Source organism: Enterococcus sp. AMC1251 (assembly GCF_058216535.1).
This window is the reverse complement of record NZ_CM177098.1, coordinates 2,617,069-2,639,649: the sequence shown is the minus strand read 5'-3', so window position 1 is coordinate 2,639,649 and position 22,581 is coordinate 2,617,069. Positions and strand designations below refer to the sequence as shown.

Here is a 22,581-nt window from a genome sequence, read left to right as displayed (position 1 = left end):
AGGGGATTTTAATGAGTAAGCACGTCGTTATATTAGGCGCTGGCTATGCCGGATTAAGAGCATTACACGAATTACAAAGAGGGAACAACGATCTAAAAATCACATTGGTCGATCAAAATGATTATCACTTTGAAGCAACGGATATCCATGAAGTTGCAGCGGGTATTCAAACATCTGAAAGAATTACTTATCCGATCAAAGATGTTGTAAAATCAGCATGTACGATGTTTGTACAAGGTAGAGTGGAAAAAATCGATAGTGAAAAGCAACGGGTTTATTTAAATGATCATGAAGCGATTACCTATGATTATTTGATCGTAGCGTTAGGTTATGAATCAGAATCATTCGGTATACCTGGTGTGGACGAATTCTCATTAAAAATGGTAGATATTCCAACGTCAGAAAAAGTTTATCAACATCTAAGGAAACAAATGGAAGCTTATAAAGAAACGAAAGACGAAAATTATCTGAAAATCGTTGTCTGCGGTGCTGGTTTTACAGGAATCGAATTATTAGGTTCATTGCATGAAGGGAAGAAAAAATTAGCTGAAATCGCTGGGGTTGCGCCTGATAAAATCCAATTATATTGTGTTGAAGCGGTGACTCGTTTATTGCCAATGTTTAGTGAAAAACTTGGCGGCTACGGCATTAATCATTTGAAAAAATGGGGTGTCAATTTCCTAGTTGGAAAACCAATCAAAGAAATCAAACAAGATACCGTTGTTTATTTAGATAATCAAGAAACAAATGAATTGAATGAATTAAAGGCTAAAACAATCATCTGGACAACTGGTGTTAGTGGAAGCCATGTTGTCGGAGATTCGGGTTTTGCTGCCAAACGTGGCCGTGTGATGGTTCAACCTGACTTAACGGATGGTGATCATAGCAATGTTTATATTATTGGTGATTGCTCTGCTGTGATGGACAAAGAATCAAACCGTCCCTATCCAACAACTGCACAAATTTCACTTAAAATGGGTGAGCATGCAGGAAAAAACATCAAAGCACAATTAAAAGGGGAACCAACGAAAGAATTTACCTTCAAATCATTAGGTTCAGTTGCTTCTATCGGTAACAGCCATGCTTTTGGTGAAGTAGGGAAAATAGAAGTTAAAGGGTATCCTGCTTCTGTTATCAAAAAAGCGATTATGGATCGTTCATTATTTGAAACAGGCGGTATCAAAGAAATGTTGGCAAAAGGCCGCTTTGATTTTTACCGTTAACAATAGTAGAATAGTAGTAAATGTGATGAAAGATTCCAAGTAGAGTGTTGTTATGAGAAGATAGAAAGTTAGCGGCTGATGTAAGTTAACCAAAACAATGACTTGAATTACAAATCTTAAGCAAAATTTCATATTCGGGTGAGATCCGTTATTGTCTTTTAAGAGGGAATTATTTTCTAATTCCAACCAAGGGTGGTACCGCGTGTATTAAAGGAGTCGAGACAAAAAAAGGTTTGTTTCGCTGTTTATTCGTCCCTGGCAGTCTATTTCAGATTGTCGGGGATTTTTTTGTATTCAAAAATCAAATTTTTAAGAAAAATGAGGAAAGCAAATGAAAAAAAAAGTAAGTGTAAAAGAAGCATTACTTGTATTTTTGTCATTATTATTGATTATTAGTATTAGTGTGATTGGCATTGGTATGAGCCCGATTTTTCCGGTATTATGCGCATTAGGACTATTGATCGGATGGAGTAAGTGGCGTGGAGCATCTTGGGAGAATATTCATGAAGGGATTATTGAAGGCGTGAAAACAGGGATCATTCCGATGATTATTTTTATGTTGATCGGTGCTTTGATTGCTGTATGGATCGCAAGCGGTGTGATTCCGACAATGATGTATACTGGGTTTTCAGTTATCAGTAGTAGCATCTTTTTACCTTCTGCATTTGTTAGTTGTGCCATTGTAGGGATTTCGATTGGAAGTGCATTTACAACGGTTTCGACGATTGGTTTAGCTTTGATGGGCATGGGAATTTCTATGGGCTTCAACTCTGCTATTTTAGCAGGAGCAATTATTTCAGGTGCTGTTTTTGGGGATAAAATGTCGCCCCTTTCTGACACGACGAATTTAGCCTCAGCTGTTGCAGGAGCAGATTTATTCAAGCATATAAGAAATATGATGTGGACGACGGTTCCAGCTTTTGTGATTTCATTTTTCCTGTACGCAGTTATTGGATTTCAAACGAGAATAGGACAAACAGATTTAGAAACAAACCAGTTTTTAGAAGTTTTACAAGATAATTTTACTGTCAGTTGGTGGGCAATTTTGCCGATTTTGTTGCTTGTGTTTTGTTCAATAAAACGTGTTCCAGCAATTGCTTCACTACTCGTTACGATTTTGCTTTCCAGTGTGATGTACATGTTTCAGACAGAAAATATTGACTTGAAACAATTAAGCACAATTTTAGAAAATGGCTATGTATCAGAAACAGGAATGGAACAAATTGATAGCTTGTTGACCAGAGGGGGGATCCAAAGTATGATGTGGTCAGTGTCATTGATTCTGTTAACGTTATCCTTAGGTGGTTTGCTGATGAAGATGGATGTGATTACTGTCTTAATGGCACCCCTTGCTCATAAATTAACATCAACAGGTAGTTTAGTTGCGGCAACAGTATTTAGTGGCGCTTTAGCTAATTTGATGATTGGAGAGCAGTATTTGTCAATTATTCTTCCGGGACGTGCATTTAAAGAAAACTATGACAAAGCAGGACTTGCGCCAGAAGTTCTTTCTAGAGCATTAGAAGATTCTGGGACGGTATTGAATTCGCTAATCCCTTGGGGCGTAAGCGGTGTGTTTATGGCAAGTACACTGCATGTTTCTACGGTAGATTATGTGCCGTTTAGTTTCTTTATTTTACTCTGTCCGATCTTATCTATACTTTCAGGAATTACAGGTATTGGAATTCGCAAGCAACAAGTCAATTAGCACAGAGCATTTTAGATAAAATCATTAGAATTTTAAGAGAAACAACGGGGGTACTTTTGTTCGGCTCATTTTTTAGGTATAATGGATACTGATTGAAAAGAGGGATGTTACATGGCACAAAAAAGAAAACGTGCAAAAAAGAAAAAAACGAAAAAGCAGCAACAACAGCAAGAGCATCTTAATTTCATTTTTCTTGGTATCTTTTTTATCTTCTTTGGATTATTCGGACTGTTAAAATTAGGATTTCTAGGCACTTTAATTGCTAATGGGCTGCGAGTAGGAATAGGTAACACGTTTCCAGGGGCAGCTATTTTACTGATGCTTTATGGGCTTTCTTTAGTGATTTTTGGAAGGGAATTTCCTATCAAAAAGAGCCGGCCGATCATTGGTTGTGTAATTGTTTACTTAGGCATTTTATTATTAATGCATGCTCACATGTTTCGTAATGTTGGGACGCAAACACCTGATATCATAGGAACGACGTGGAAGTTTCTTAGAATGGATCTAAAAGCTAGCATTGTGGCGCAAAATGTTGGTGGTGGAATGATAGGAGCCGCACTTTATAGTCTGACTTTCTTTTTAGTTGCTCAGTTTGGCAGCTATTTGATTGCTGGATTGTTGATTACGATTGGGGTATTTTTAATAAGTATGCTTGATTTTCAGCAAGTAATCAATGGATTGCAAATCATCAGAGAAAAACTTAGTGGTTTAACTGCTAGAAATGAAGAACGTCAAGCAGAAAAAGAAGCTAGACGAGCGGAAAAACGAGCGGCTAAACAGGCAGAAATGGAGAAACGAGCGCAAGAACGTTTAAAAAATGAAGTACGGGAATTAACGCCTGGCGAAAAATTAGCACAAGAAGCAAGGGAGCTAGAAGAAAAAAAAGTACAGGAACCAGAACAGTTAACGCTGGTTCCAATCGATAGTTTCCAAAGCCAATCTGAGGCGCAGACTGTTCAACAAAAAGTAGTAGCTGAACCTGAAATGGATGAAGGCAGCGAATTGGACTTTGAAATTTCAGAAGAAGCGGAAGATCGTGATTACGAACTCCCTCCTTCAACATTATTAGATTCGATTCCATCTGCTGATCAAAGCGGCGAATATCAAAAAATCGAAAAAAATATTGGTGTATTGGAACAAACCTTTAAAAGTTTTGGTGTGGATGCAAAAGTGGTGAAAGCAAGCCTCGGACCTGCTGTAACGAAATTTGAAATTCAGCCAGCTGTAGGTGTAAAAGTGAGTAAAGTAGTTAGTTTGACCGATGATATTGCTTTAGCTCTTGCAGCTAAAGATGTGCGGATGGAAGCACCGATTCCAGGTAAATCACTGATTGGGATCGAAGTTCCCAACAGCACAGTGAGTACCGTTTCATTTAGAGATATCATTGAAGCACAACCAAGTCATCCAGATAAGTTATTGGAAGTACCACTTGGACGAGATATTTCTGGTATGGTTCAATCAGCTGATTTGGCTAAAATGCCTCACTTACTGATTGCGGGATCAACAGGTAGTGGTAAGTCTGTAGCAATCAATGGGATTATTTCCAGTATTTTAATGAGAGCGAAACCTCATGAAGTAAAACTAATGATGATTGACCCTAAAATGGTAGAATTGAATGTCTATAATGGGATTCCTCATCTTTTAACACCTGTGGTTACAAATCCTCGGAAAGCCGCACAAGCGTTGCAAAAAGTGGTACAAGAAATGGAATTCCGTTACGAAAAATTTGCTGCAACCGGGGTTCGTAATATTTCCGGTTACAATGAATTAGTGATTCAAAAGAATTTAGAAGACGGTGAAAATCGTCCGATATTGCCGTTTATCGTCGTAATCGTTGATGAGTTAGCTGACTTGATGATGGTTGCCAGTAATGAAGTGGAAGATGCGATCATTCGTTTAGCACAGATGGCTCGGGCTGCAGGAATCCATATGATTTTAGCAACGCAGCGTCCAAGTGTGGACGTTATCACAGGAATAATCAAAGCGAACGTGCCTTCAAGAATGGCGTTTGCTGTTTCAAGCGGAACTGATTCACGGACAATCATTGATAGTAATGGCGCAGAGAAACTTTTGGGACGCGGAGACATGCTATTCTTGCCGATGGGTGAAAATAAACCGATCCGAGTTCAAGGAGCCTTTATTTCAGATCATGAGGTCGAACGAATCGTTGCTTTTGTAACTGAACAGCAAGAAGCAGATTATCAGGAAAGTATGATGCCAACGGAAGAAGAAACTACAGTTGGCGCTAGTGAGGCGTCACAAGATGAATTGTATGAAGAGGCTAAAGCACTGGTTGTAGAGATGCAGACAGCTAGTATCTCTTTACTACAAAGACGATTTAGAATTGGTTATAATCGTGCAGCTCGTTTGGTTGATGAATTAGAAGAACATGGTGTGATAGGCCCCTCTGAGGGAAGTAAACCAAGGAAAGTATTTCTGGAACCAACACCAGAAGATATGCCGATAGATCATGACTCCAAATAAAAATGATAAGTAAAGGTGCGAAACAAAAGTGATTTTTACTTTTGTTTCACATTTTTTTTTAATTCATTGGTGAAGTAAGTAGACGTCAATTTCACTGTTTCTGTAAATAGTTTCCCCAACGAGATAATTTTAGCATGATATGCTAAATGACATCGTATCAATAAATGAAACGTTGAATTAAATCTCAAATACGATTAGAATTAGAGTAATCTAAACAAATGACTGATAAATTGAAACGATAGACTAATTAATGAGTATAAGGAAAGGATGGATCATATGAGAAGAAAAAGCGTATTATATCTAGATGTAGCAGAACAAATCAAATCAGATATCATGAAGGGTACATATCCTGTCGGTTCATTATTGCCAACAGAAGCAGAACTTGAACAATTATTTGATGTCAGTAAAATTACCGTACGTCGGGCAATCGAATTATTATCATCCGAAGAATTAGTAGAGAAAAAAAGTGGCAAGGGAACAACTGTCTTAAGTAACCGTCCATACAACAAACTCTCTAAAGCAGGTACATTTACAGAGTATTTAAATGATTCCGGACAAAAAGTAGCAAAAAAAATCTTGAGTTTAGAGAAAGTGACATTCACTTCTGATTCGCCTATGTATCAATTCTTAGGTGAAAAAGTCGTAAAACTGTCTCGTTTATATACATTAGAGGATCAACCTTATATCTATTTCAACTATTTTCTACCAAGTAGTTTAAGTGATGTTCCATTGGAAGTGTTTGAAAAAGAGTCTCTATATCGTTTGATGGATCAACATGGTATTGAGATCATAAAATTTGAAGATAGTTTTCAAACGGTTAAATTGACTGTAGAACAACAAGAAATCTTAGCTACATCTGAAGAAAGTGGATTAAAACGAATTAGAAAATCAATTGGATTATCAGGGGAAATTGTTGAGTTTTCCGAAGCGATCTATAATACGGCTCTATATCCTTATGTGATTGAATACGAAGCTTAAAGAAATAACAGGTTACTTACAAAAGTGTAAGCAATCTGTTATTTTTTTCTATGGTGTGTTCGTTAGAATTAGAATAGACTAGCGGTGTAGAGAAAAGGAGCGATAATGATGTTACAAGTAGAAAATTTATCTAAAATTTATGGACAAGAAATTAAATATGAAGCTTTAAAAGGATTGAATTTAACCGTGGACGACAGCGAATTCATCGGGATCATGGGACCTTCTGGAAGTGGGAAAAGTACCTTTTTGAATCTGTTAGCAACGATCGATCAGCCAACGTCAGGACATATATTGATGAATGGAAAAGATCCAAATCAACTGAATCAAGAAGAAATTGCTAAATTTAGACGCAGGGAATTAGGGTTCGTATTTCAAAGCTTTAACTTAATGCCGACATTGACCGTAGAAGAAAATATTGTCTTGCCACTAACTCTAGATGGAGAAAAAATTTCTGTTATGAAAAAGCAGCTAGATCTTTTAGCAGAACGCTTAGGAATCGCTAATTTATTGAAGAAACGAATTGCAGAAATTTCTGGTGGACAAGCCCAACGTGTTGCAATAGCTCGCGCAATGATCCATCAACCTCAATTATTACTTGCAGACGAACCAACAGGAAACTTAGATACAAAATCTTCAAAAGATGTAATGCAGTTATTGCAACAATTAAATGAAGAAGAAAAAGCAACGATTTTAATGGTTACCCACGATCCTTTAGCAGCAAGCTATTGCAAACGAATCGTGTTTATCAAAGATGGTGAGTTGATTGATGAAATTCATCATAATGGAAATCAAAAGGTATTTTACGACGAAATCATGGTAAAGCTGTCTGAGATTGAAGGTGTCGATAATGAGTTTTAGTCAATTTGTTATTCGGAATACGCTACGAAATAAGCATCTTTATATGGCTTATTTTCTAAGTACATTATTTTCAGTAATGGTATTCTTCACTTTTACAGTCTTTGCATTTCATCCTGCATTAGCTGATGATTTAAACGACAAAGCTCAGATGGGGATGCTAGCAGCTGCAATTATTATTTATAGTTTTTCTTTTTTCTTTGTCTTGTATTCGATGGATGTATTTATTCAGTCAAGAAAAAAAGAATTTGGTCTGTTAATGATTCAGGGGATGAGTCCTAAACAGCTGAGGAAAATGGTTTTTATTGAAAATTTAGTTATTGGCTCTTTTGCGACAATTATTGGCAGTATTGCAGGGATCGGTTTTTCACAAGTGATTTTATGGTTAAGTAATAAATTGATGCATGTTAACTTTGGCTTTTACTTTCCAGCACAAGCGATTATGCTAACGATTGTTTCATTTGCTATTCTATTTTTTGCTATCTCATTTTTCATTCAATTTCGTTTGCCAAAATTAAGTTTACAAGAATTATTGAAAGCAGGAGATCTTGGAAAAGGAACAATCAAAAGTTCACATATTAAAACTATTTTAGCGATTTTATTGATTGGTGTAGGGTACGCAATTGCATTGTTAGTCAAAGGAATGCTCGTACCAATAGTTATGATTCCTGTGATTTTTTTAGTTGTTGTGGGTACGCGTTTTCTATTTAATCAATTAAGTGTCTCGGTGATTGAGCGATTGAAAAAGAAAGAAACTATTTTTTGGAAAAAAACAAATATGGTGGTCTTCTCTGATCTAGCCTTTCGCATGAAAGATAATGCGCGCTCGTTTTTCTTAGTATCGATTATTTCAACAGTAGCATTTGCTGCGATCGGTACGTTATATGGCTTTCAAAATATGATTTTAGAAGGAATGAATCAAAATCCATATGAGTTTGAAATTACAGGAACAACAGAAGAAACCGCATCTATAAAACAAAACTTCACTCAATTGTTGGCTGACAAAGGTATTCAAGTGGATGAAGGAGAACTAACGACGTATACAGATACAGATCATATTGATTTTATTAAGGAATCTGAATATAATCATCTTGCAGAATTAGTTAAAAAACCACCGATTCAACTACAAGGCAAGGCAGTTCAAGTGTTACCAGCGAATGCATTAGGTGTAAAAGAAGGAACGGTAAGTGACGTGAAATTACCAGATGGTACTATGTTGCCTGTCTCTAAAACAAAAAAAACAAATGTAGTTCCTGCGTATGGAACAACGGTAGTCGTACCTGATAGTACTAACCTGGAAAACCTAGGAAGTACAACGACAACCGTTTGGCAACCACGAAATGCTAGTTATGAACAACTAGTTTCGATCGGTAAATTCCAAGAAAAGAATGCGCCATTTATGGCTAAAAGCTATTTAAAACAATCCATTACTGATATGTACGCTCCTATTTTATTTGTCGGAATTTTTATAGGAATCGTCTTTTTCGTTTCAGCCGGGAGTTTTTTATATTTCAGGTTGTACAGTGATATGGATGTCGATGTTGAGAAATTTAAAATGATTTATAAATTGGGCTTAACGAAAAAAGAATTGAAGAAAATGATTTATCAACAAGTAGGCATACTGTTTTTTACACCGATCTTTGTTTCAGTAATCCATGGTGCGGTAGCATTGACCGCAATGTATCATATGTTTAACCAAGGAATGCAGCTGGCAGGATGGCAAGTATTAGGCGTATTTGTCCTAATTCAAATTGTTTACTATCTTATTGCACGAGCGTTCTATTTTAAGAAAGTATATCGTTTAGTTCAATCATAAAAAAGAAAGGCGGATACAAAAATCATATGGACTCTTCTTTGACTAAGTAAGGTTTTATGAGTCTTTGATCATTGATCCGACCAGAAAATTCAACGCCGTGTTTTGCGAAGATGTATTGATTGCTGTGAGAATTTTACAGCTTTCAATATGTTTTTTTTTGAAAGGATATTGTTACTACTGCGCATAAAATAGTTGCATGAACAAAAGCAAAAATTATCTTAAATCTAGCCAAAAAGTAAATCAGAATGACCTTTAACATATAGACAAATCTGATACAATAAGTTATAGTATGAAGCGAATGTTTAGAAGAAATGAGGAAGAAAACTAGTGGAAAAAGCGTCCATTTATGGTTTAACAAAAGAAGATCTAATCGCATGGTTTATCGAACATGACGAGAGAAAATTTCGGGCTACTCAGGTATGGGAATGGCTTTATATTAAACGTGTCATGGCATTTAGCGAAATGACAAATTTATCAAAAGATGTCATTGAATTATTAGAAGAAAATTTTATTATCAATCCATTGCGTCAAGTAATTATCCAAGAAGCGAAAGATGGTACTGTGAAATACCTTTTTGAGTTGCCGGATAAAAACATGATTGAGACGGTTTTAATGCGTCAAGAATACGGTATGTCTGTTTGTGTAACAACACAAGTAGGATGTAATATTGGTTGTACCTTCTGTGCAAGTGGTTTACTTAAAAAGCAACGCGATTTAACTGCAGGAGAAATTGTCGCACAAATAATGTTGGTTCAACATTATTTTGATGAACGTGGACAAGATGAACGTGTAAGCCATATTGTTGTAATGGGAATCGGTGAGCCATTTGATAACTACGAAAATCTAATGAATTTCCTACATACGATCAATGATCCAAAAGGCTTGGCAATCGGTGCTCGTCATATTACTGTTTCGACAAGTGGATTAGTGCCAAAGATCAAAGAATTTGCGAATAATGGTTTACAAGTCAACTTAGCGATTTCTCTGCATGCTCCGAATAACGATGTTCGGACATCGATCATGCGTATTAACCGCAGTTTCCCAATTGAGAAGTTGATGGGTGCTGTTGATGAGTATTTAGAAAAAACGAATCGTCGAATTACATTTGAATATATTATGTTGAGTAATGTGAATGATCGACCAGAACATGCTCAGCAATTGGCTGATTTGCTGAAGGATAAGAAGAAGCTAACGTTTGTCAACTTGATTCCTTATAATCCAGTTAGTGAACATGATCAATATAGTCGTAGTGAAAAAGCGGATGTGTTAAAATTCTACGATATCTTGAAGAAGAACGGTGTGAACTGTGTAATTAGAAAAGAATATGGTACCGATATTGATGCAGCATGTGGACAATTAAGAAGTAAGCAAATCAAAAAAGAAAAGAAAAGCGTATAGCTAAAAAAGAGTGAGAGACAAACATCATGAGGGCGATAGCCTTCACGGATGTTTGTTTCTCACTCTTTCTATTCTTCACTGGTGGGGTTAGTCGAGTAGTAGTATAAAGAGAGGGTTTATAGCTTTGTTAATTGAACTTAATTCAATAATTTTTGTACGTTAGATTTCAACTTGGATCACTTGTACGCCTTGTTTTTCGATTTCTCGAATCACTTCTGGAGAAGCAAATGTATCTGTGATCAAATAATTGATATCTTTAATATTTCCACTAGTAAAATTAGAAGAAAACCCAATTTTACGATAATCCGCGACGACAATCACTAAGCCATTTGTTCGTTCAATGATTAGCGAATTTATTTTCGATTCATGTAAGACCGGGGTGGTAATACCATTTTCAATACTGAGCCCGGAGCAGCCGATAATTGAAATATCAGAAGACATTTTTGAAAAAGAATCAATTGCAATGTCACCAACTAAAGCTTCTTTAGGAAAACGAATTTCACCACCAGATAAAATAACAGTTGATTTTGGATTGTGATCTAGGTTGGCGACTTTGACATTATTTGTGACAATGGTTACGCGTTTATTCTCCAGATTTTTTAAAGAGGAGAGTGCGGTTGAACCTGTGTTGATAAATAAAGTATTTCCCTCTTTAACAAATTCTGCTGCTTTCTTAGCAATGGCATTTTTTAAGATTTCGATCTCTTCATTGTAATCTTCCGTGCCCGTTTTTGGAACGATTTGAGCTTTTCCATGGGCTCGTTGAACTAACCCCATCTTTTCTAGAGCAGTTAGATCACGACGGACGGTTATTTCTGAAACAGCGAGTTCACGGCTAATTTCTTTCACTAACAAAGTTGTTTCTTTATTCAGTAATTCAAGTAGTTTATCTCGACGACTTTTGATCGTTTGGTGAGAACTTTTCATTTAAATTCCTCCTTGTCTAAATCATTTGAGCAACTGCAAGTGTATTTCCAAGTGCTTTTGCTTCTTTTAATGAACGATGACCTTCCGATAATTCATTTAGTTTAAGTAAACAGTGTCCTTTTAGGTATAACAGATAAGTCAATTCTCGGTTATTTAGCCGATTTTTGTCGATCAAATCTAGTTCGCTTAAACATTTTTTATTTCTATTTTGATGGAAATATCTCATTCCTGCAATTTCGTTCCATGAAAACAATCCACTGATCTGCTTCTTTTTGACATTTTTCAGTTTAAACAAACTTTCTAGACAACGATTTAAACTTTCTTCATCGTTTAAAAAAGAAAAGCAATACATTTGCGTATGATAATAAATGAAGAGGTAATCTAATGTGGAGTGAAAGAAATGCTGATTCTTATGTAAGTGTTCCAAACAAACTTGATAATTTCCTTCGTCTAAAAAAAGTAAGCTGTCAAAAATAATAATAGACTGTTTGAAGCCATTAAACAAATCTTTTTTCTTAAGAATTTCTTTTAAAGCAGCCGCTTTTTTTAAATCACAATCAACGGTTAACGCATAAATCATTTTTTCATAGATATTTTTTAAATACTCAAAAAGGATAACAACACTAAGCATAACACCTCCTAAGCAGCCAAAAATAAGCTTTGCTCCGATTTCTTGAGAACGAGTGACCAGATAATAGACGTATAGAGCAAACAACAAATAAACAATCCATAAAAAGACTTTTTTCCCAAAGTAAAGACTTTTTAAAACCCAATTTTTCATATTTCTCACCTCATCGAAACTATATCATAAAAAAAGCGATATGAACATAAAAAAAGATGTTATGGTTTGATATAGATTCTTCTTCGTTGAAAACGTTCTTAAAATAAGGTAAACGATCTTATAAATAGATTGAAAACGGTTAAAAATATTGTAGAATGAAAAGTGTAAACGAGATTGAGACATTACGGAGGGATCATATGGCAACAATTCATGATGTAACAAAAGAAAGCTGGATTTTAAGTACTTTTCCTGAATGGGGAACGTATTTAAATGAAGAAATCGAACAAGAAGAAGTCAAAGCGGGAACGGTCTCCATATGGTGGTTAGGTTGCACCGGAATTTGGTTGAAGTCACATGAAGGGACTAATATTTTGTGTGACTTGTGGTGTGGAACAGGGAAAAGATCGCACGGTAATGGAAAAATGAAAAAAGGACATCAAATGATGCGGATGAGTGGATGCGAAAATATGCAGCCTAATCTCAGAACGCAGCCGTTTGTCATCGATCCATTTGCAGTTAAAGCCGTTGATGCGTTGGTCGTTACCCATATTCATTCGGATCATCTGGATATTAATACAGCTGCGGCAGTTCATCAAAATTGTCCAAATGCACGTTTTATTGGTCCAAAAGAAGTTGTTGAGACTTGGTTAAAGTGGGGAGTTCCAGAAGAGAAAACAACGATTGTAAAACCTGGTGATCGTGTTTCAATCAAGGATGTAGATATCGTAGCATTAGAAGCTTTCGACAGAACAGCATTAGTAACTTGCGAAGACCCAGAAGTGACATTAAAAGGGAAAGTTCCTCAAGATATGGATGAAATCGCTGTTAATTATTTGTTCGAAACGAGCGGTGGGAATATTTATCATGCGGGTGATTCTCATTATTCAAATATGTTCGCCAAACATGGTAATGAACATAAAATCGATGTTTGTTTAGGGGCTTACGGAGAAAATCCTCGGGGAATAACCGACAAAGTAACGTCAGTTGATATGTTGCGCATGGCTGAATCGTTAAATGCTAAGGTTGTTATTCCTGTTCATTACGATATTTGGGCAAATTTTATGGCTGATCCAAAAGAAATCACAGAAATTTGGAAATTTAAAAAAGATCGTTTGGATTATCAATTCAAACCATTTATTTGGCAAGTCGGTGGAAAATTTACGTATCCCAATGATAAAGACAAACTTGAATTTAACTTCTATCGTGGGTTTGACGATGTCTTTGCAACAGACAATGACACGCCGTTTCCATCATTTCTATAAGAAGGGAGAAAGCAGATGCTAAAATATTTTTATGATAATGAGTTGATTCGATTTTGTGAAAAAACACCTGATAATTGGGAAGATGCTGTGATTCTTAGCTGCCAGACATTGTTAGAAAAAGGCGTCATTACGCAACCGTATATTGATGAAATCATAGAGTGTGTTCAAAAATATGGACCGTATATCGTGATTGTTCCAGGTGTTGCTATGCCTCATTCATCTGAAGATAGTCAAGGCGTTTTAGGAACAGCTATTTCATTTACAAAAATGAATCAAGATGTCATTTTTGAAGAAGGTAATCCTGAAAAAAATGCACGTTTATTTTTCACATTAGCAGCTAAAAATAGTGAAGAACACGTAGAAAATATTTCAAAATTATCAGAAATGTTAATGACCGACGGGTTGATTGATTCATTGATGACAATAGAGACGATAAAGGATTATCAAAATGTGATGGCAACTTTTGATCTATAGAAAGAAGGGGAATAAATGACACAAGTATTAGATTTTCTAATGAGGATTTGGGATTATTTTGCAGCGAATATTTTGACCCAGCCAGCATTTTTAATTGGATTTATTGTTCTATTGGGCTATGTTCTACTTAGAAAGCCATTATATGAAAGTATTGCTGGTTTTTTAAAAGCAACAGTCGGCTACTTGATCTTAACTGTTGGTTCAGGCGGTTTAGTTAATAATTTCCGGCCAATCTTAGTCGGTTTAAAAGAACGGTTTAATTTAGATGCGATGGTCATTGATCCATATTTTGGTCAAAATGCTGTAACAGCAGGAATCGAAGAAACTTTTGGGCGAACATTTAGTGATACGATGATTTTATTATTGATTGCGTTTGTCATGAATATTTTATTGGTTCGTTTCAAAAAATATACAAAATTACGAGCAGTGTTTACAACTGGGAACGTTCAAATTCAGCAAGCGGCAACAGCCTTTTGGATTTTGCTGTTTTGCTTTCCTAATTTAGGACAAATTCAAATATTATTGATCATGGGACTTATTTTAGGTTGCTATTGGGCGGTCGGGTCGAACTTAACAGTTGATATTACACAAGACTTGACTGAAGGAGCAGGATTTGCAATTGCTCACCAACAAATGTTTGGTGTTTATATCTTCGCTCGATTAGCTGAAAAAATGAAAAAAAATAAAAATAATCGGAAGTTAGAAGATGTGCAATTACCTGGCTTTTTATCTATTTTCAATGAGAATATGGTTGCTACTTCAATTTTAATGCTCTTTTTCTTTGGAATTATTTTAGTTGTATTAGGGCCTGCGTATTTGATTGAGGCAGAGTTTATGGTGGAGGGACAAAGTTTCTTTTTCTATATTTTACAAACTGCATTGTATTTTGCCGTGTATCTAGCTATTTTACAATTAGGTGTTCGAACTTTCGTTTCGGAGCTGACTGAGTCGTTCCAAGGAATATCTAATACACTATTACCAGGTGCAGTTCCTGGAATTGATGTTGCTGCGACTTTTGGATTTGGTTCACCAAATGCCGTGACGATTGGATTCCTGTTGGGTGCTTTGGGGCAATTTATAACGATTGGGTTATTGATTTTATTTAAATCACCTGTGATCGTTATTGCAGGATTTATTCCGTTATTCTTTGATAATGCTGTGATTGCAGTTTATGCAAATAATCGTGGCGGATTAAAAGCAGCTTGTATTTTCCCATTTATTTCTGGAGTGATTCAAGTACTAGGTTCTGCTTTGATAGCTGCGTTTATTGGGTTATCGCAATATGGTGGGTACATTGGCATGTTTGATTGGGCAACAGTTTGGCCAGTGATGACTATACTAATGAAATATTTAGGTTATTTTGGCGTTGCCCTAGTAGTGATTTTATTGTTGGCAATTCCACAATTACAATATCGAGCAAATCCAGAAGGATATTTCTTGATTACTGAAAATTATGATGAATACGTAAAAAAAATGGCGGCAAAAAGCGCTTAGTTATTATAGTGTTACGTGGGCAAGTTACTAAGTAAGGGTAGAAGATTTAAGAGAAACGATGAATATGCCTATGATGAAAAATGTCACAAATACATTTTTCTGTTTTTCTACGAGTCTACTATGCTTTTAAATTATACGAGGAGGAAATTAAAATGAGAGTATTAGTATCGTGTGCAAATGGATCAGGGACAAGTTTAATGATGAAAAAAAGTGTGGAAAAAGCTCTGAATGAATTGGGATTTACTATTACAAACATTCACCATTGTGCAATTTCAGAAGGAAAAAGTACAGCTGGACAGTATGATGTTGTTTTTTGTCCAATGAATTTTCTAAACATGTTTGAAGACGCTAAGAAAAAGGGGATCACAGTTGTGGGTGTTAAAAATGTAATGTCTGCTAAAGAAATCAGTGAACGTGTGCAAGAAACGGATCTAGCTGCGAAATTCAATTAATTAATAGGGTTAAAATAAGTGGTTGGAACAGAAGTAACTCTTTTAAAATGTTATGTACTTTTGTTCCAACTTGAATAATGATAAGGAGAGAAATAAATGAGTAGACCTAATTTACAGATAGCTTTAGATCATTCGGATTTACCTAGTGCAATTAAAGACGTGATTGCTGTCGGCGAAATTGTAGATATTTTAGAAGTTGGAACGATTCTTTGTTTACAAGTAGGAGCACAAGCAGTTCGTTGTATTCGAGCTTTGTATCCCGATAAAAGGGTAGTTGCAGATACAAAATGTGCGGATGCTGGAGGAACTGTAGCAAAAAATTGTCGAGATGCTGGAGCAGATTGGATGACAGTTATTTGCTGTGCAACGATTCCAACAATGAAGGCAGCAGCGAAAGAAATTGAAGAGGTGCAAGTTGAACTGTATGGAGATTGGACGTATGAGCAAGCTCAAAAATGGTTGGACGCTGGCATTTCTCAAGCGATTTATCACCAAAGCCGAGATGCTCTTTTGGCAGGTGAAACATGGGGAGAAAAAGATTTAGCAAAGGTAAAAAAATTGATCGAGATGGGTTTTAAAGTGTCGGTTACTGGTGGATTAGAGGTGCAGACCTTAAAACTATTCAAAGATCTTGAAGTATATACATTTATTACAGGCCGAGGGATTACCGCTTCTGCCAATCCTAAAAAAGCTGCACAAGATTTTCAAGATGAAATAAAACGTATTTGGGGGTGACATCAATGACTACAATAGGAATCTACGAAAAGGCACTTCCAAAAAATATTAGTTGGAAAGAGCGTTTATTACTTACAAAGAAGCTGGGGTTTGACTTTATTGAAATGTCGATTGACGAAACAGATGAGCGCCTCAAAAGACTAGACTGGACAAATGAACAGCGTAAAGAAGTGAGAGAAGCAATTCATGAAACCAATGTAAAGATATTATCAATCTGTTTAAGTGGTCATAGACGTTTTCCATTTGGTTCTGAAGACCAAAAGATACGCGAAACTGCCTTGGTTCTAATGGAAAAAGCTATAAATTTAGCTTCTGATTTAGGTGTACGAACTATTCAATTAGCAGGCTATGATGTTTATTATGAAAAAAAAACTCTAAGATCAAGAGAATACTTTATTGAAAATTTGAAAAAAGCTGTAGCTATGGCTGCCTCAAAGGAAATCGCATTATCAATAGAAATCATGGACGATTCATTTATGAATTCTATCTCTAAATTTTTAAAAATTAAAGAACAAATTCGCTCGCCATACTTACAAGTCTATCCTGATCTTGGCAATTTATCAGCATGGCCGAAAAACGATGTTGGGCATGAATTGGAACTTGGAATCGATCAGATTTCCGCGATTCATTTGAAAGATACTTTAGCAGTAACTGAACAATTTGCTGGTAAATTTAAAGAAGTTCCATTTGGGACTGGTTGTGTTGATTTTTTGGGTTGTCTAAAAACATTAAAACGCTTGGAATACACAGGACCATTTTTAATCGAGATGTGGAGTGAGAATAGTAAAACACCAGAAAAAGAAATTGAGCAAGCGAAAGCTTTTCTATTTCCTTATTTAAAGGAGGCTGGCTACATTGGAAAATGAAATCTTGATTCAAGAGATGAAGGAACAAGTTTTTATGGCAAACTTGGCTTTACCAGAGGCTGGATTGGTAAAGCTTACTTGGGGGAATGTTAGTGAAATCAATAGAGAGGCAGGTCTGATTGTTATCAAGCCTAGCGGTGTTCCTTATAGAACAATGAAGGCTTCTGATATGGTTGTGACTGATTTAAATGGTAAAGTGCTAAATGGTGAATTGAAGCCGTCTTCAGATTTAGCTACCCATGTTGAATTATACAAAGCTTTTAAAGAAATTAATTCAGTAGTACATACACATTCAAAGAATGCAGTAATGTGGGCGCAGGCAGGCAGAGGAATACCCGCATACGGTACCACTCATGCAGATACATTTTATGGTGTTATTCCATGTACTCGTCAGTTATCGTCTGAGGAAGTTACTTTAGCCTATGAACGTGAGACAGGAAAAGTAATCGTGGAAACCTTCAAGGAAAAAAAGATTGACCCCTTAGCCGTGCCTGGGGTATTAGTATATGGTCATGGACCGTTTACTTGGGGGAAAACACCTCAAAAAGCTGTAGAAAATAGTATTGTTTTGGATGAGATAGCTGAAATGGCATCTATAACGGAAGTTGTAAATGACGCTGTGCTCCCAATTCCTCAATATCTTTTAGACAAGCATTATTTTAGAAAACATGGTGCGAGTGCCTATTATGGGCAAAATTGAAAATACATTGCTTTCTCTATTTGATGACCTATAGAAACATACTGATTTTTCAACGACGTTGCTCATACAAAGAATGCTAGTTAGTTTTTTTATTGGAGTAACCTTGGTTTATCCGATAAATCAAAAAGAAAGTGTTAAAAATCAAATTCTCCTCAAGTATTGTCAAAAATTTATCACTTTTTACTAAAAAATTGAGAAAATATTCAAAAATTTTTTGGTATAATAAAGCTGATCTAAGTCTTTATCACTTGATAAAGCAGTGCTCTTGCTTAACCCTTTTAAGCAAGAGCTACTTTTTCTCAAAAATTTTAATAAAATTCACAATTTCTGAAAGTTATTCTGGTCATTTTTTTAGTATAATAGATATATCAAACGATAAACTATTTTGGGGAAGATAGTGCATCAGAACTCTTGGTAAAGCTGTAAGTGTTGATTTTCAACATTTATGGCTTTATTTTTGTTCAAAATAAGAAATTCTCAAGTAATAAATATTTTTAAACTAAAGAACTGGAACAAAACGAAAAAAGTTTTGTTTCAGTTTTTTTTACACTAAATTTCTATTTAACTGCGTATATTATTGCAAGGAGGGAAAAAATGGACATTAAAGAGCTTTCTCTAAAATTAATTGAATGGGGTATGACAGAATGTTTGCAGGATATCTACATTTTACCTAATCAGAATAAGGTTCAGATATTTGCAAGAAAGGGGAAACGCCGAGTTGTTTTTAAAGAATTAAATGAAAGTGAAGGAGAAAAATTAATTTTTCATTTTAAATTTATTGGCAGTATGGATGTTGGGGAAAGAAGAAAAGCTCAAGTTGGTGCTGCAACATATGCAACCAATCAGAGGGAGATACGGTTACGATTATCAACAGTGGGTGATTTTAGACAAAGAGAAAGTTTAGTGATTCGGTTCTTACATGTTTTTGGAAATAGTCAGGAGAATTATTTTTTACCACAACAATTGACAAACATTAGAAGTCACGTAAAACGACGTGGATTACATTTATTTTGTGGACCTGTTGGATCTGGGAAGACTACACTGATGTATAAGTTAGCGAAAGAAACAGATCAATTTCAACAAGTGATTACAATAGAAGATCCGGTGGAAATTGAAGAAGAATCATTTCTACAGCTACAAACCAATACTAAAATCGATTTGACTTATGACGTATTGATTAAGGCTTGTTTGCGTCATAGACCAGACATTTTAATCATCGGAGAAATTCGAGATGGACTTACTGCGCAAGCTGCAATCAGAGCGGCACTTACAGGACATTCAGTATTTGCAACGATTCATGCAAGAAGTATTAGCGGAGTGTATGAGCGACTGGCTGAACTGGGTGTTCAACAAAGAGAAATCGCTGAATGCATAACGGGTATTATTTACCAAAGATTATTACCATTTAAGACTATTAACGACAGAGAAATTAGTGGGTTGCTTATGGATTATAATTTTTCAAAGCAAACGACTTCTAAGTGGTCGAAAGAATTAAGAAAGGTTTGGGCGTATGGATTTATCGATAATCAAACATTTGAGGCAGAAAAAGAGCATTAAATTATCGAAGCAACAACAACAATTGTTCATTCAATTACTAGCTGACTTATTAAGTAATGGATTTACAATTCAGGAAAGTTTGATGTTTATGAAGAAATCACATTCGATTTCAGAATTAACGATCGATTACATGATTAATGGCATGGAACGTGGAGATTCACTACATGGAGGTTTGGTTCAACTTGGCTTCAAGACAACGATCATTACTCAAATTGAATTTGCTCAAACTCATGGAGATTTAGCAGGAACATTAAAAAAAATTAAGCAACATATGAAAATTGTTGATAAGCAGCAACAAAATTTTTATAAAGTCATTAGTTATCCTGTATTGCTCTTACTTTTTTTAACGGTTGTTTTGATAAGCATTCGTCAAGTTCTCCTACCTCAGTTAATGACAAATGGAACGATTCAAGCAGACAATATTGGGATTCAATTTATTCAGCAAAGTCCCTATTATATTCTGGCAGTTTTGCTTAGTCTAACAATGATCATTCTTTTGATACGTTGGTATTTAAGCAAAAAAAACTTTTTACAAAGAGCTACATTTGTATCTAAGATACCATTTATTGGAAAACTTTATAGGGAATATAATTCAGCATTTTTTGCACTTGAATGGGGCAAGCTATTTTCTCAAGGATTAGAAATTAAAATGATCATTCAATTGATGCAAGGGACAGATCAGCAATCGTTAATGAGTGAGTTAGCTGAAAAGATTGAAGAGCAATCAATGTTAGGTAATACGTTTTATGAACAATTACCCAAATTTTCTTTCTTTTCTCTTGAACTATCTTTGATTATCCAACAAGGGCAAATCAAAGGCAAGTTAGGAAAAGAGTTGATTTTATATAGTGAACTTTGCTGGCAGCATTTTTTTAAACGAATGGAAAAAATGGTTCAATGGATTCAACCAATTATATTTTTAGTTGTTGCATTATTGGTAGTTAGTATTTATGCAGCAATGCTATTACCTATTTATGGTGGAATGGAGGAATTTTTATGAAAAAGAAACGAATAAATTATAATGGGTTTACCCTATTAGAAATGCTTGTTGTACTGTTGATAATTTCTGTTTTGATCCTGTTGTTTGTTCCAAATCTTTCAAAGCATAAAGAAGGTGTAGATAAAAAAGGCAAGGAAGCAATCGTTAAAATAGTAGAGACGCAAATCGATCTTTATACCATGGAAAAAAATCAAATCCCAACAATAGATCAGCTGTTAAAAGAAGAATATATTACACAAGAGCAATATGATAAGTACCAGGCGAATAAATAGTGAATATAAAAGGTTTTACTTTAATAGAATCTTTAGTTGTTTTATTTATCTGCACGATATTTATGCTACTACCAACACTTGCTATAAATAAATGGAAACACGTATTAGAAGTGGAACAATTTTTATCTTCATTTGAAAAGAAAATGCTCTTTACTCAACAAATGGCTATTGTAAATGGAATAGACACACAGATCGTATTTTTTGAGCAGAGCCAGCAGATTAATTTCTTGATTCCTAAAAATGGTCAAAATTTAGAGGCAGAAATATTGAAGATTCCTTCATCATTACAAAGTGCTGGACCTGAAAAACTCACATTTAAAAAAGGATCTGGAAATAGTGGGAAGTTATCCAAATTTTCTTTTTCATGGACAGATAAAAAACAATTGATCGAATTCCAATTTCAGTTGGGGAGTGGTCGTTATGTTAAGAAAATCAAAGAATTGTAAAGGGTACATTTTACTCGAAAGTTTAATTGCATTGGGTTTGTTGTGTTTAATAATTGGAAGTTACTTTTCATTGAATACATTTCTACTAAAAAAGAATAAGCAAGCAACGAATCAATTAGTGCTTCATAGGGTTTTATATGAAGAAATGAAACGCTATGAAAATCATGGAGGAGCGTTAAATCAAGATATACACTTAGACAATAATAAGTATCAACTACGTTTTTATACATCCGGAAACAAGTTGATCGAAGTGGAGATTCTAGATGGAAAAGAAACGTTTACAATTAAGAAAGAGTAAAACACAAAATAGTTTTTTAGGTTTTACTTTAATAGAATGTTTATTTGCGTTGTTTCTATTATCGTTCATTTGCATGCTCTTTTCAGCTTCGATTAAGAATGCAGCTATTGTGACTAATTATTTGAAAAGTGAACGAGAAAAAGAATGGCATATATTTGTGATCCAATTAGAGAATGAGTTGAAAAACTGTCGCTACGAGGAAACTCAAGAGAATAAAATTATACTTAAAAATAAAAAAAATAATAAGTCTGTTTGGATTGAACACAAATTAGGTAAAATTGTAAAAGTAGAGAATGGAGGTTACCATCCTCTTTTGATTGGGGTCGAACAAGCAAATTTTATAGAGGAAGGTAAATCCATCGCAATAAAAGTAGTCTTCGAAAATAATTTGAATGTTATGGCAAAGTGGATCATTACACAGGAGAACGAACATGAATAAGAGATTTAAAGGAGGAGTATTATTAACGACATTACTATTTATTTTTTTATTTAGTTTTATTTTTACTCTTGTTTTGGAAGACTTTCAACTAACACAACGATTTACAAAAAAAACCAAAGATTACTATATTGCTAAAACAATGGTAAGTATGTTTCTTTCTGATATCAGGAAAGAAAAACAATCACTCGCTAAGAAAGGGCATCAGAATTTTTCGACGGGAGTTTTACAGTATGAATATGATCAAGTAACATTAAGCGTTGTCGTTCAATTAGATCAAGCTACGTATACTTTTCAAGAAGAATATCAAGAAATTAAAAAAGATCAACGTAAAAAGGATAACGTAATTGATTAAAATATCAAAATTATAACAATCAAAATCTGTGAAATGTGTATCAAACTCATAATGAAAAAAACTA

23 protein-coding genes are annotated in these 22,581 nt (G+C 35.0%); 21 read left to right on the top strand and 2 right to left on the bottom strand.

Features of this window, described 5'->3' with window-relative positions; all coding sequences use genetic code 11:
- Positions 1–11: 11 nt before the first annotated feature.
- The 7 genes from AC4BBR_RS12455 (at position 12) to rlmN (ending at position 10,462) form a co-directional block, all read left to right on the top strand.
- Complete coding sequence (locus AC4BBR_RS12455) at positions 12–1,223, top strand: NAD(P)/FAD-dependent oxidoreductase (protein ID WP_490459845.1); 1,212 nt, start codon at positions 12–14, stop codon at positions 1,221–1,223.
- A gap of 331 nt (positions 1,224–1,554) precedes the next feature.
- Positions 1,555–2,931, top strand: coding sequence for a Na+/H+ antiporter NhaC (nhaC, locus tag AC4BBR_RS12450; RefSeq protein ID WP_490459844.1), 1,377 nt, complete (start codon positions 1,555–1,557; stop codon positions 2,929–2,931).
- A gap of 111 nt (positions 2,932–3,042) precedes the next feature.
- Positions 3,043–5,415: a DNA translocase FtsK gene (locus AC4BBR_RS12445; protein ID WP_490459843.1), complete on the top strand. Its 2,373-nt coding sequence runs from the start codon at positions 3,043–3,045 to the stop codon at positions 5,413–5,415.
- A gap of 276 nt (positions 5,416–5,691) precedes the next feature.
- Positions 5,692–6,393, top strand: coding sequence for a GntR family transcriptional regulator (locus AC4BBR_RS12440; protein ID WP_490459842.1), 702 nt, complete (start codon positions 5,692–5,694; stop codon positions 6,391–6,393).
- Positions 6,394–6,501: 108 nt separating this feature from the next.
- Positions 6,502–7,251 (top strand): ABC transporter ATP-binding protein, encoded by a 750-nt coding sequence (locus AC4BBR_RS12435; RefSeq protein WP_490459841.1) that lies wholly within the window; start codon positions 6,502–6,504, stop codon positions 7,249–7,251.
- Entirely contained in the window at positions 7,241–9,064 is a 1,824-nt protein-coding gene (locus tag AC4BBR_RS12430; RefSeq protein ID WP_490459840.1) for an FtsX-like permease family protein, read from the top strand. Before AC4BBR_RS12435 ends, AC4BBR_RS12430 begins: the two co-directional genes overlap by 11 nt.
- Positions 9,065–9,391: 327 nt before the next feature.
- Positions 9,392–10,462, top strand: coding sequence for a dual-specificity RNA methyltransferase RlmN (gene rlmN / locus AC4BBR_RS12425; protein WP_490459839.1), 1,071 nt, complete (start codon positions 9,392–9,394; stop codon positions 10,460–10,462).
- Positions 10,463–10,621: 159 nt separating this feature from the next.
- Here the strand turns inward: rlmN and AC4BBR_RS12420 are convergent, their stop codons facing one another.
- Complete coding sequence (locus AC4BBR_RS12420; RefSeq protein ID WP_490459838.1) at positions 10,622–11,389, bottom strand: DeoR/GlpR family DNA-binding transcription regulator; 768 nt, start codon at positions 11,387–11,389, stop codon at positions 10,622–10,624.
- A 16-nt stretch (positions 11,390–11,405) separates the two neighbouring features.
- On the bottom strand, positions 11,406–12,170 hold the full coding sequence (locus AC4BBR_RS12415; protein WP_490459837.1) for a hypothetical protein: 765 nt from the start codon (positions 12,168–12,170) through the stop codon (positions 11,406–11,408).
- Positions 12,171–12,367: 197 nt separating this feature from the next.
- Between AC4BBR_RS12415 and ulaG the strand changes: the two genes are divergently transcribed.
- The 14 genes from ulaG (at position 12,368) to comGG (ending at position 22,517) form a co-directional block, all read left to right on the top strand.
- Positions 12,368–13,432 carry an L-ascorbate 6-phosphate lactonase gene (gene ulaG, locus AC4BBR_RS12410; protein ID WP_490459836.1) on the top strand — a complete coding sequence of 355 codons (1,065 nt, stop codon included), beginning with the start codon at positions 12,368–12,370 and terminating at the stop codon, positions 13,430–13,432.
- Positions 13,433–13,447: 15 nt separating this feature from the next.
- A complete protein-coding gene (locus tag AC4BBR_RS12405; protein WP_490459835.1) occupies positions 13,448–13,906 on the top strand; it encodes a PTS sugar transporter subunit IIA in 459 nt (152 codons plus the stop codon).
- A gap of 15 nt (positions 13,907–13,921) precedes the next feature.
- On the top strand, positions 13,922–15,400 hold the full coding sequence (gene ulaA / locus AC4BBR_RS12400) for a PTS ascorbate transporter subunit IIC (RefSeq protein WP_490459834.1): 1,479 nt from the start codon (positions 13,922–13,924) through the stop codon (positions 15,398–15,400).
- A 152-nt stretch (positions 15,401–15,552) separates the two neighbouring features.
- Positions 15,553–15,852 (top strand): PTS sugar transporter subunit IIB, encoded by a 300-nt coding sequence (locus AC4BBR_RS12395; protein ID WP_490459833.1) that lies wholly within the window; start codon positions 15,553–15,555, stop codon positions 15,850–15,852.
- 96 nt (positions 15,853–15,948) lie between these two features.
- Positions 15,949–16,587 carry a 3-keto-L-gulonate-6-phosphate decarboxylase UlaD gene (locus tag AC4BBR_RS12390; protein WP_490459832.1) on the top strand — a complete coding sequence of 213 codons (639 nt, stop codon included), beginning with the start codon at positions 15,949–15,951 and terminating at the stop codon, positions 16,585–16,587.
- A 5-nt stretch (positions 16,588–16,592) separates the two neighbouring features.
- Entirely contained in the window at positions 16,593–17,453 is an 861-nt protein-coding gene (locus tag AC4BBR_RS12385) for an L-ribulose-5-phosphate 3-epimerase (protein ID WP_490459831.1), read from the top strand.
- Positions 17,443–18,153, top strand: a complete 711-nt coding sequence (locus tag AC4BBR_RS12380) for an L-ribulose-5-phosphate 4-epimerase (protein ID WP_490459830.1) — start codon at positions 17,443–17,445, stop codon at positions 18,151–18,153. Before AC4BBR_RS12385 ends, AC4BBR_RS12380 begins: the two co-directional genes overlap by 11 nt.
- A 594-nt stretch (positions 18,154–18,747) precedes the next feature.
- Positions 18,748–19,710 carry a competence type IV pilus ATPase ComGA gene (comGA, locus tag AC4BBR_RS12375; RefSeq protein ID WP_490459829.1) on the top strand — a complete coding sequence of 321 codons (963 nt, stop codon included), beginning with the start codon at positions 18,748–18,750 and terminating at the stop codon, positions 19,708–19,710.
- On the top strand, positions 19,664–20,710 hold the full coding sequence (gene comGB, locus AC4BBR_RS12370; protein WP_490459828.1) for a competence type IV pilus assembly protein ComGB: 1,047 nt from the start codon (positions 19,664–19,666) through the stop codon (positions 20,708–20,710). The genes comGA and comGB overlap by 47 nt, the downstream gene beginning before the upstream one ends.
- Complete coding sequence (gene comGC, locus AC4BBR_RS12365) at positions 20,707–20,982, top strand: competence type IV pilus major pilin ComGC (protein ID WP_490459827.1); 276 nt, start codon at positions 20,707–20,709, stop codon at positions 20,980–20,982. Before comGB ends, comGC begins: the two co-directional genes overlap by 4 nt.
- Positions 20,982–21,428, top strand: coding sequence for a competence type IV pilus minor pilin ComGD (gene comGD / locus AC4BBR_RS12360; protein ID WP_490459826.1), 447 nt, complete (start codon positions 20,982–20,984; stop codon positions 21,426–21,428). Before comGC ends, comGD begins: the two co-directional genes overlap by 1 nt.
- Complete coding sequence (comGE, locus tag AC4BBR_RS12355; protein ID WP_490459825.1) at positions 21,403–21,726, top strand: competence type IV pilus minor pilin ComGE; 324 nt, start codon at positions 21,403–21,405, stop codon at positions 21,724–21,726. Before comGD ends, comGE begins: the two co-directional genes overlap by 26 nt.
- The gene (comGF, locus tag AC4BBR_RS12350; RefSeq protein ID WP_490459824.1) at positions 21,692–22,165 is read left to right on the top strand and encodes a competence type IV pilus minor pilin ComGF; all 474 of its coding nucleotides are present in this window, start codon (positions 21,692–21,694) and stop codon (positions 22,163–22,165) included. Before comGE ends, comGF begins: the two co-directional genes overlap by 35 nt.
- Positions 22,158–22,517 carry a competence type IV pilus minor pilin ComGG gene (gene comGG / locus AC4BBR_RS12345; RefSeq protein ID WP_490459823.1) on the top strand — a complete coding sequence of 120 codons (360 nt, stop codon included), beginning with the start codon at positions 22,158–22,160 and terminating at the stop codon, positions 22,515–22,517. The genes comGF and comGG overlap by 8 nt, the downstream gene beginning before the upstream one ends.
- The last annotated feature ends 64 nt before the right edge of the window (positions 22,518–22,581 follow it).

What these genes read in the sequence shown, in the direction of transcription:
- comGB (WP_490459828.1), top strand. Translation starts at nt 19,664, where the DNA reads ATGGATTTATCGATAATCAAACATTTGAGGCAGAAAAAGAGCATTAAA.
- ulaA (WP_490459834.1), top strand. Translation starts at nt 13,922, where the DNA reads ATGACACAAGTATTAGATTTTCTAATGAGGATTTGGGATTATTTTGCA.
- AC4BBR_RS12445 (WP_490459843.1), top strand. Translation starts at nt 3,043, where the DNA reads ATGGCACAAAAAAGAAAACGTGCAAAAAAGAAAAAAACGAAAAAGCAG.
- comGF (WP_490459824.1), top strand. Translation starts at nt 21,692, where the DNA reads ATGGAAAAGAAACGTTTACAATTAAGAAAGAGTAAAACACAAAATAGT.
- comGE (WP_490459825.1), top strand. Translation starts at nt 21,403, where the DNA reads ATGTTAAGAAAATCAAAGAATTGTAAAGGGTACATTTTACTCGAAAGT.
- AC4BBR_RS12455 (WP_490459845.1), top strand. Translation starts at nt 12, where the DNA reads ATGAGTAAGCACGTCGTTATATTAGGCGCTGGCTATGCCGGATTAAGA.
- AC4BBR_RS12395 (WP_490459833.1), top strand. Translation starts at nt 15,553, where the DNA reads ATGAGAGTATTAGTATCGTGTGCAAATGGATCAGGGACAAGTTTAATG.
- AC4BBR_RS12430 (WP_490459840.1), top strand. Translation starts at nt 7,241, where the DNA reads ATGAGTTTTAGTCAATTTGTTATTCGGAATACGCTACGAAATAAGCAT.
- AC4BBR_RS12415 (WP_490459837.1), bottom strand. Translation starts at nt 12,170, where the DNA reads ATGAAAAATTGGGTTTTAAAAAGTCTTTACTTTGGGAAAAAAGTCTTT.
- AC4BBR_RS12385 (WP_490459831.1), top strand. Translation starts at nt 16,593, where the DNA reads ATGACTACAATAGGAATCTACGAAAAGGCACTTCCAAAAAATATTAGT.
- comGA (WP_490459829.1), top strand. Translation starts at nt 18,748, where the DNA reads ATGGACATTAAAGAGCTTTCTCTAAAATTAATTGAATGGGGTATGACA.
- AC4BBR_RS12405 (WP_490459835.1), top strand. Translation starts at nt 13,448, where the DNA reads ATGCTAAAATATTTTTATGATAATGAGTTGATTCGATTTTGTGAAAAA.
- comGG (WP_490459823.1), top strand. Translation starts at nt 22,158, where the DNA reads ATGAATAAGAGATTTAAAGGAGGAGTATTATTAACGACATTACTATTT.
- AC4BBR_RS12390 (WP_490459832.1), top strand. Translation starts at nt 15,949, where the DNA reads ATGAGTAGACCTAATTTACAGATAGCTTTAGATCATTCGGATTTACCT.
- comGC (WP_490459827.1), top strand. Translation starts at nt 20,707, where the DNA reads ATGAAAAAGAAACGAATAAATTATAATGGGTTTACCCTATTAGAAATG.
- AC4BBR_RS12440 (WP_490459842.1), top strand. Translation starts at nt 5,692, where the DNA reads ATGAGAAGAAAAAGCGTATTATATCTAGATGTAGCAGAACAAATCAAA.
- AC4BBR_RS12435 (WP_490459841.1), top strand. Translation starts at nt 6,502, where the DNA reads ATGTTACAAGTAGAAAATTTATCTAAAATTTATGGACAAGAAATTAAA.
- AC4BBR_RS12420 (WP_490459838.1), bottom strand. Translation starts at nt 11,389, where the DNA reads ATGAAAAGTTCTCACCAAACGATCAAAAGTCGTCGAGATAAACTACTT.
- nhaC (WP_490459844.1), top strand. Translation starts at nt 1,555, where the DNA reads ATGAAAAAAAAAGTAAGTGTAAAAGAAGCATTACTTGTATTTTTGTCA.
- ulaG (WP_490459836.1), top strand. Translation starts at nt 12,368, where the DNA reads ATGGCAACAATTCATGATGTAACAAAAGAAAGCTGGATTTTAAGTACT.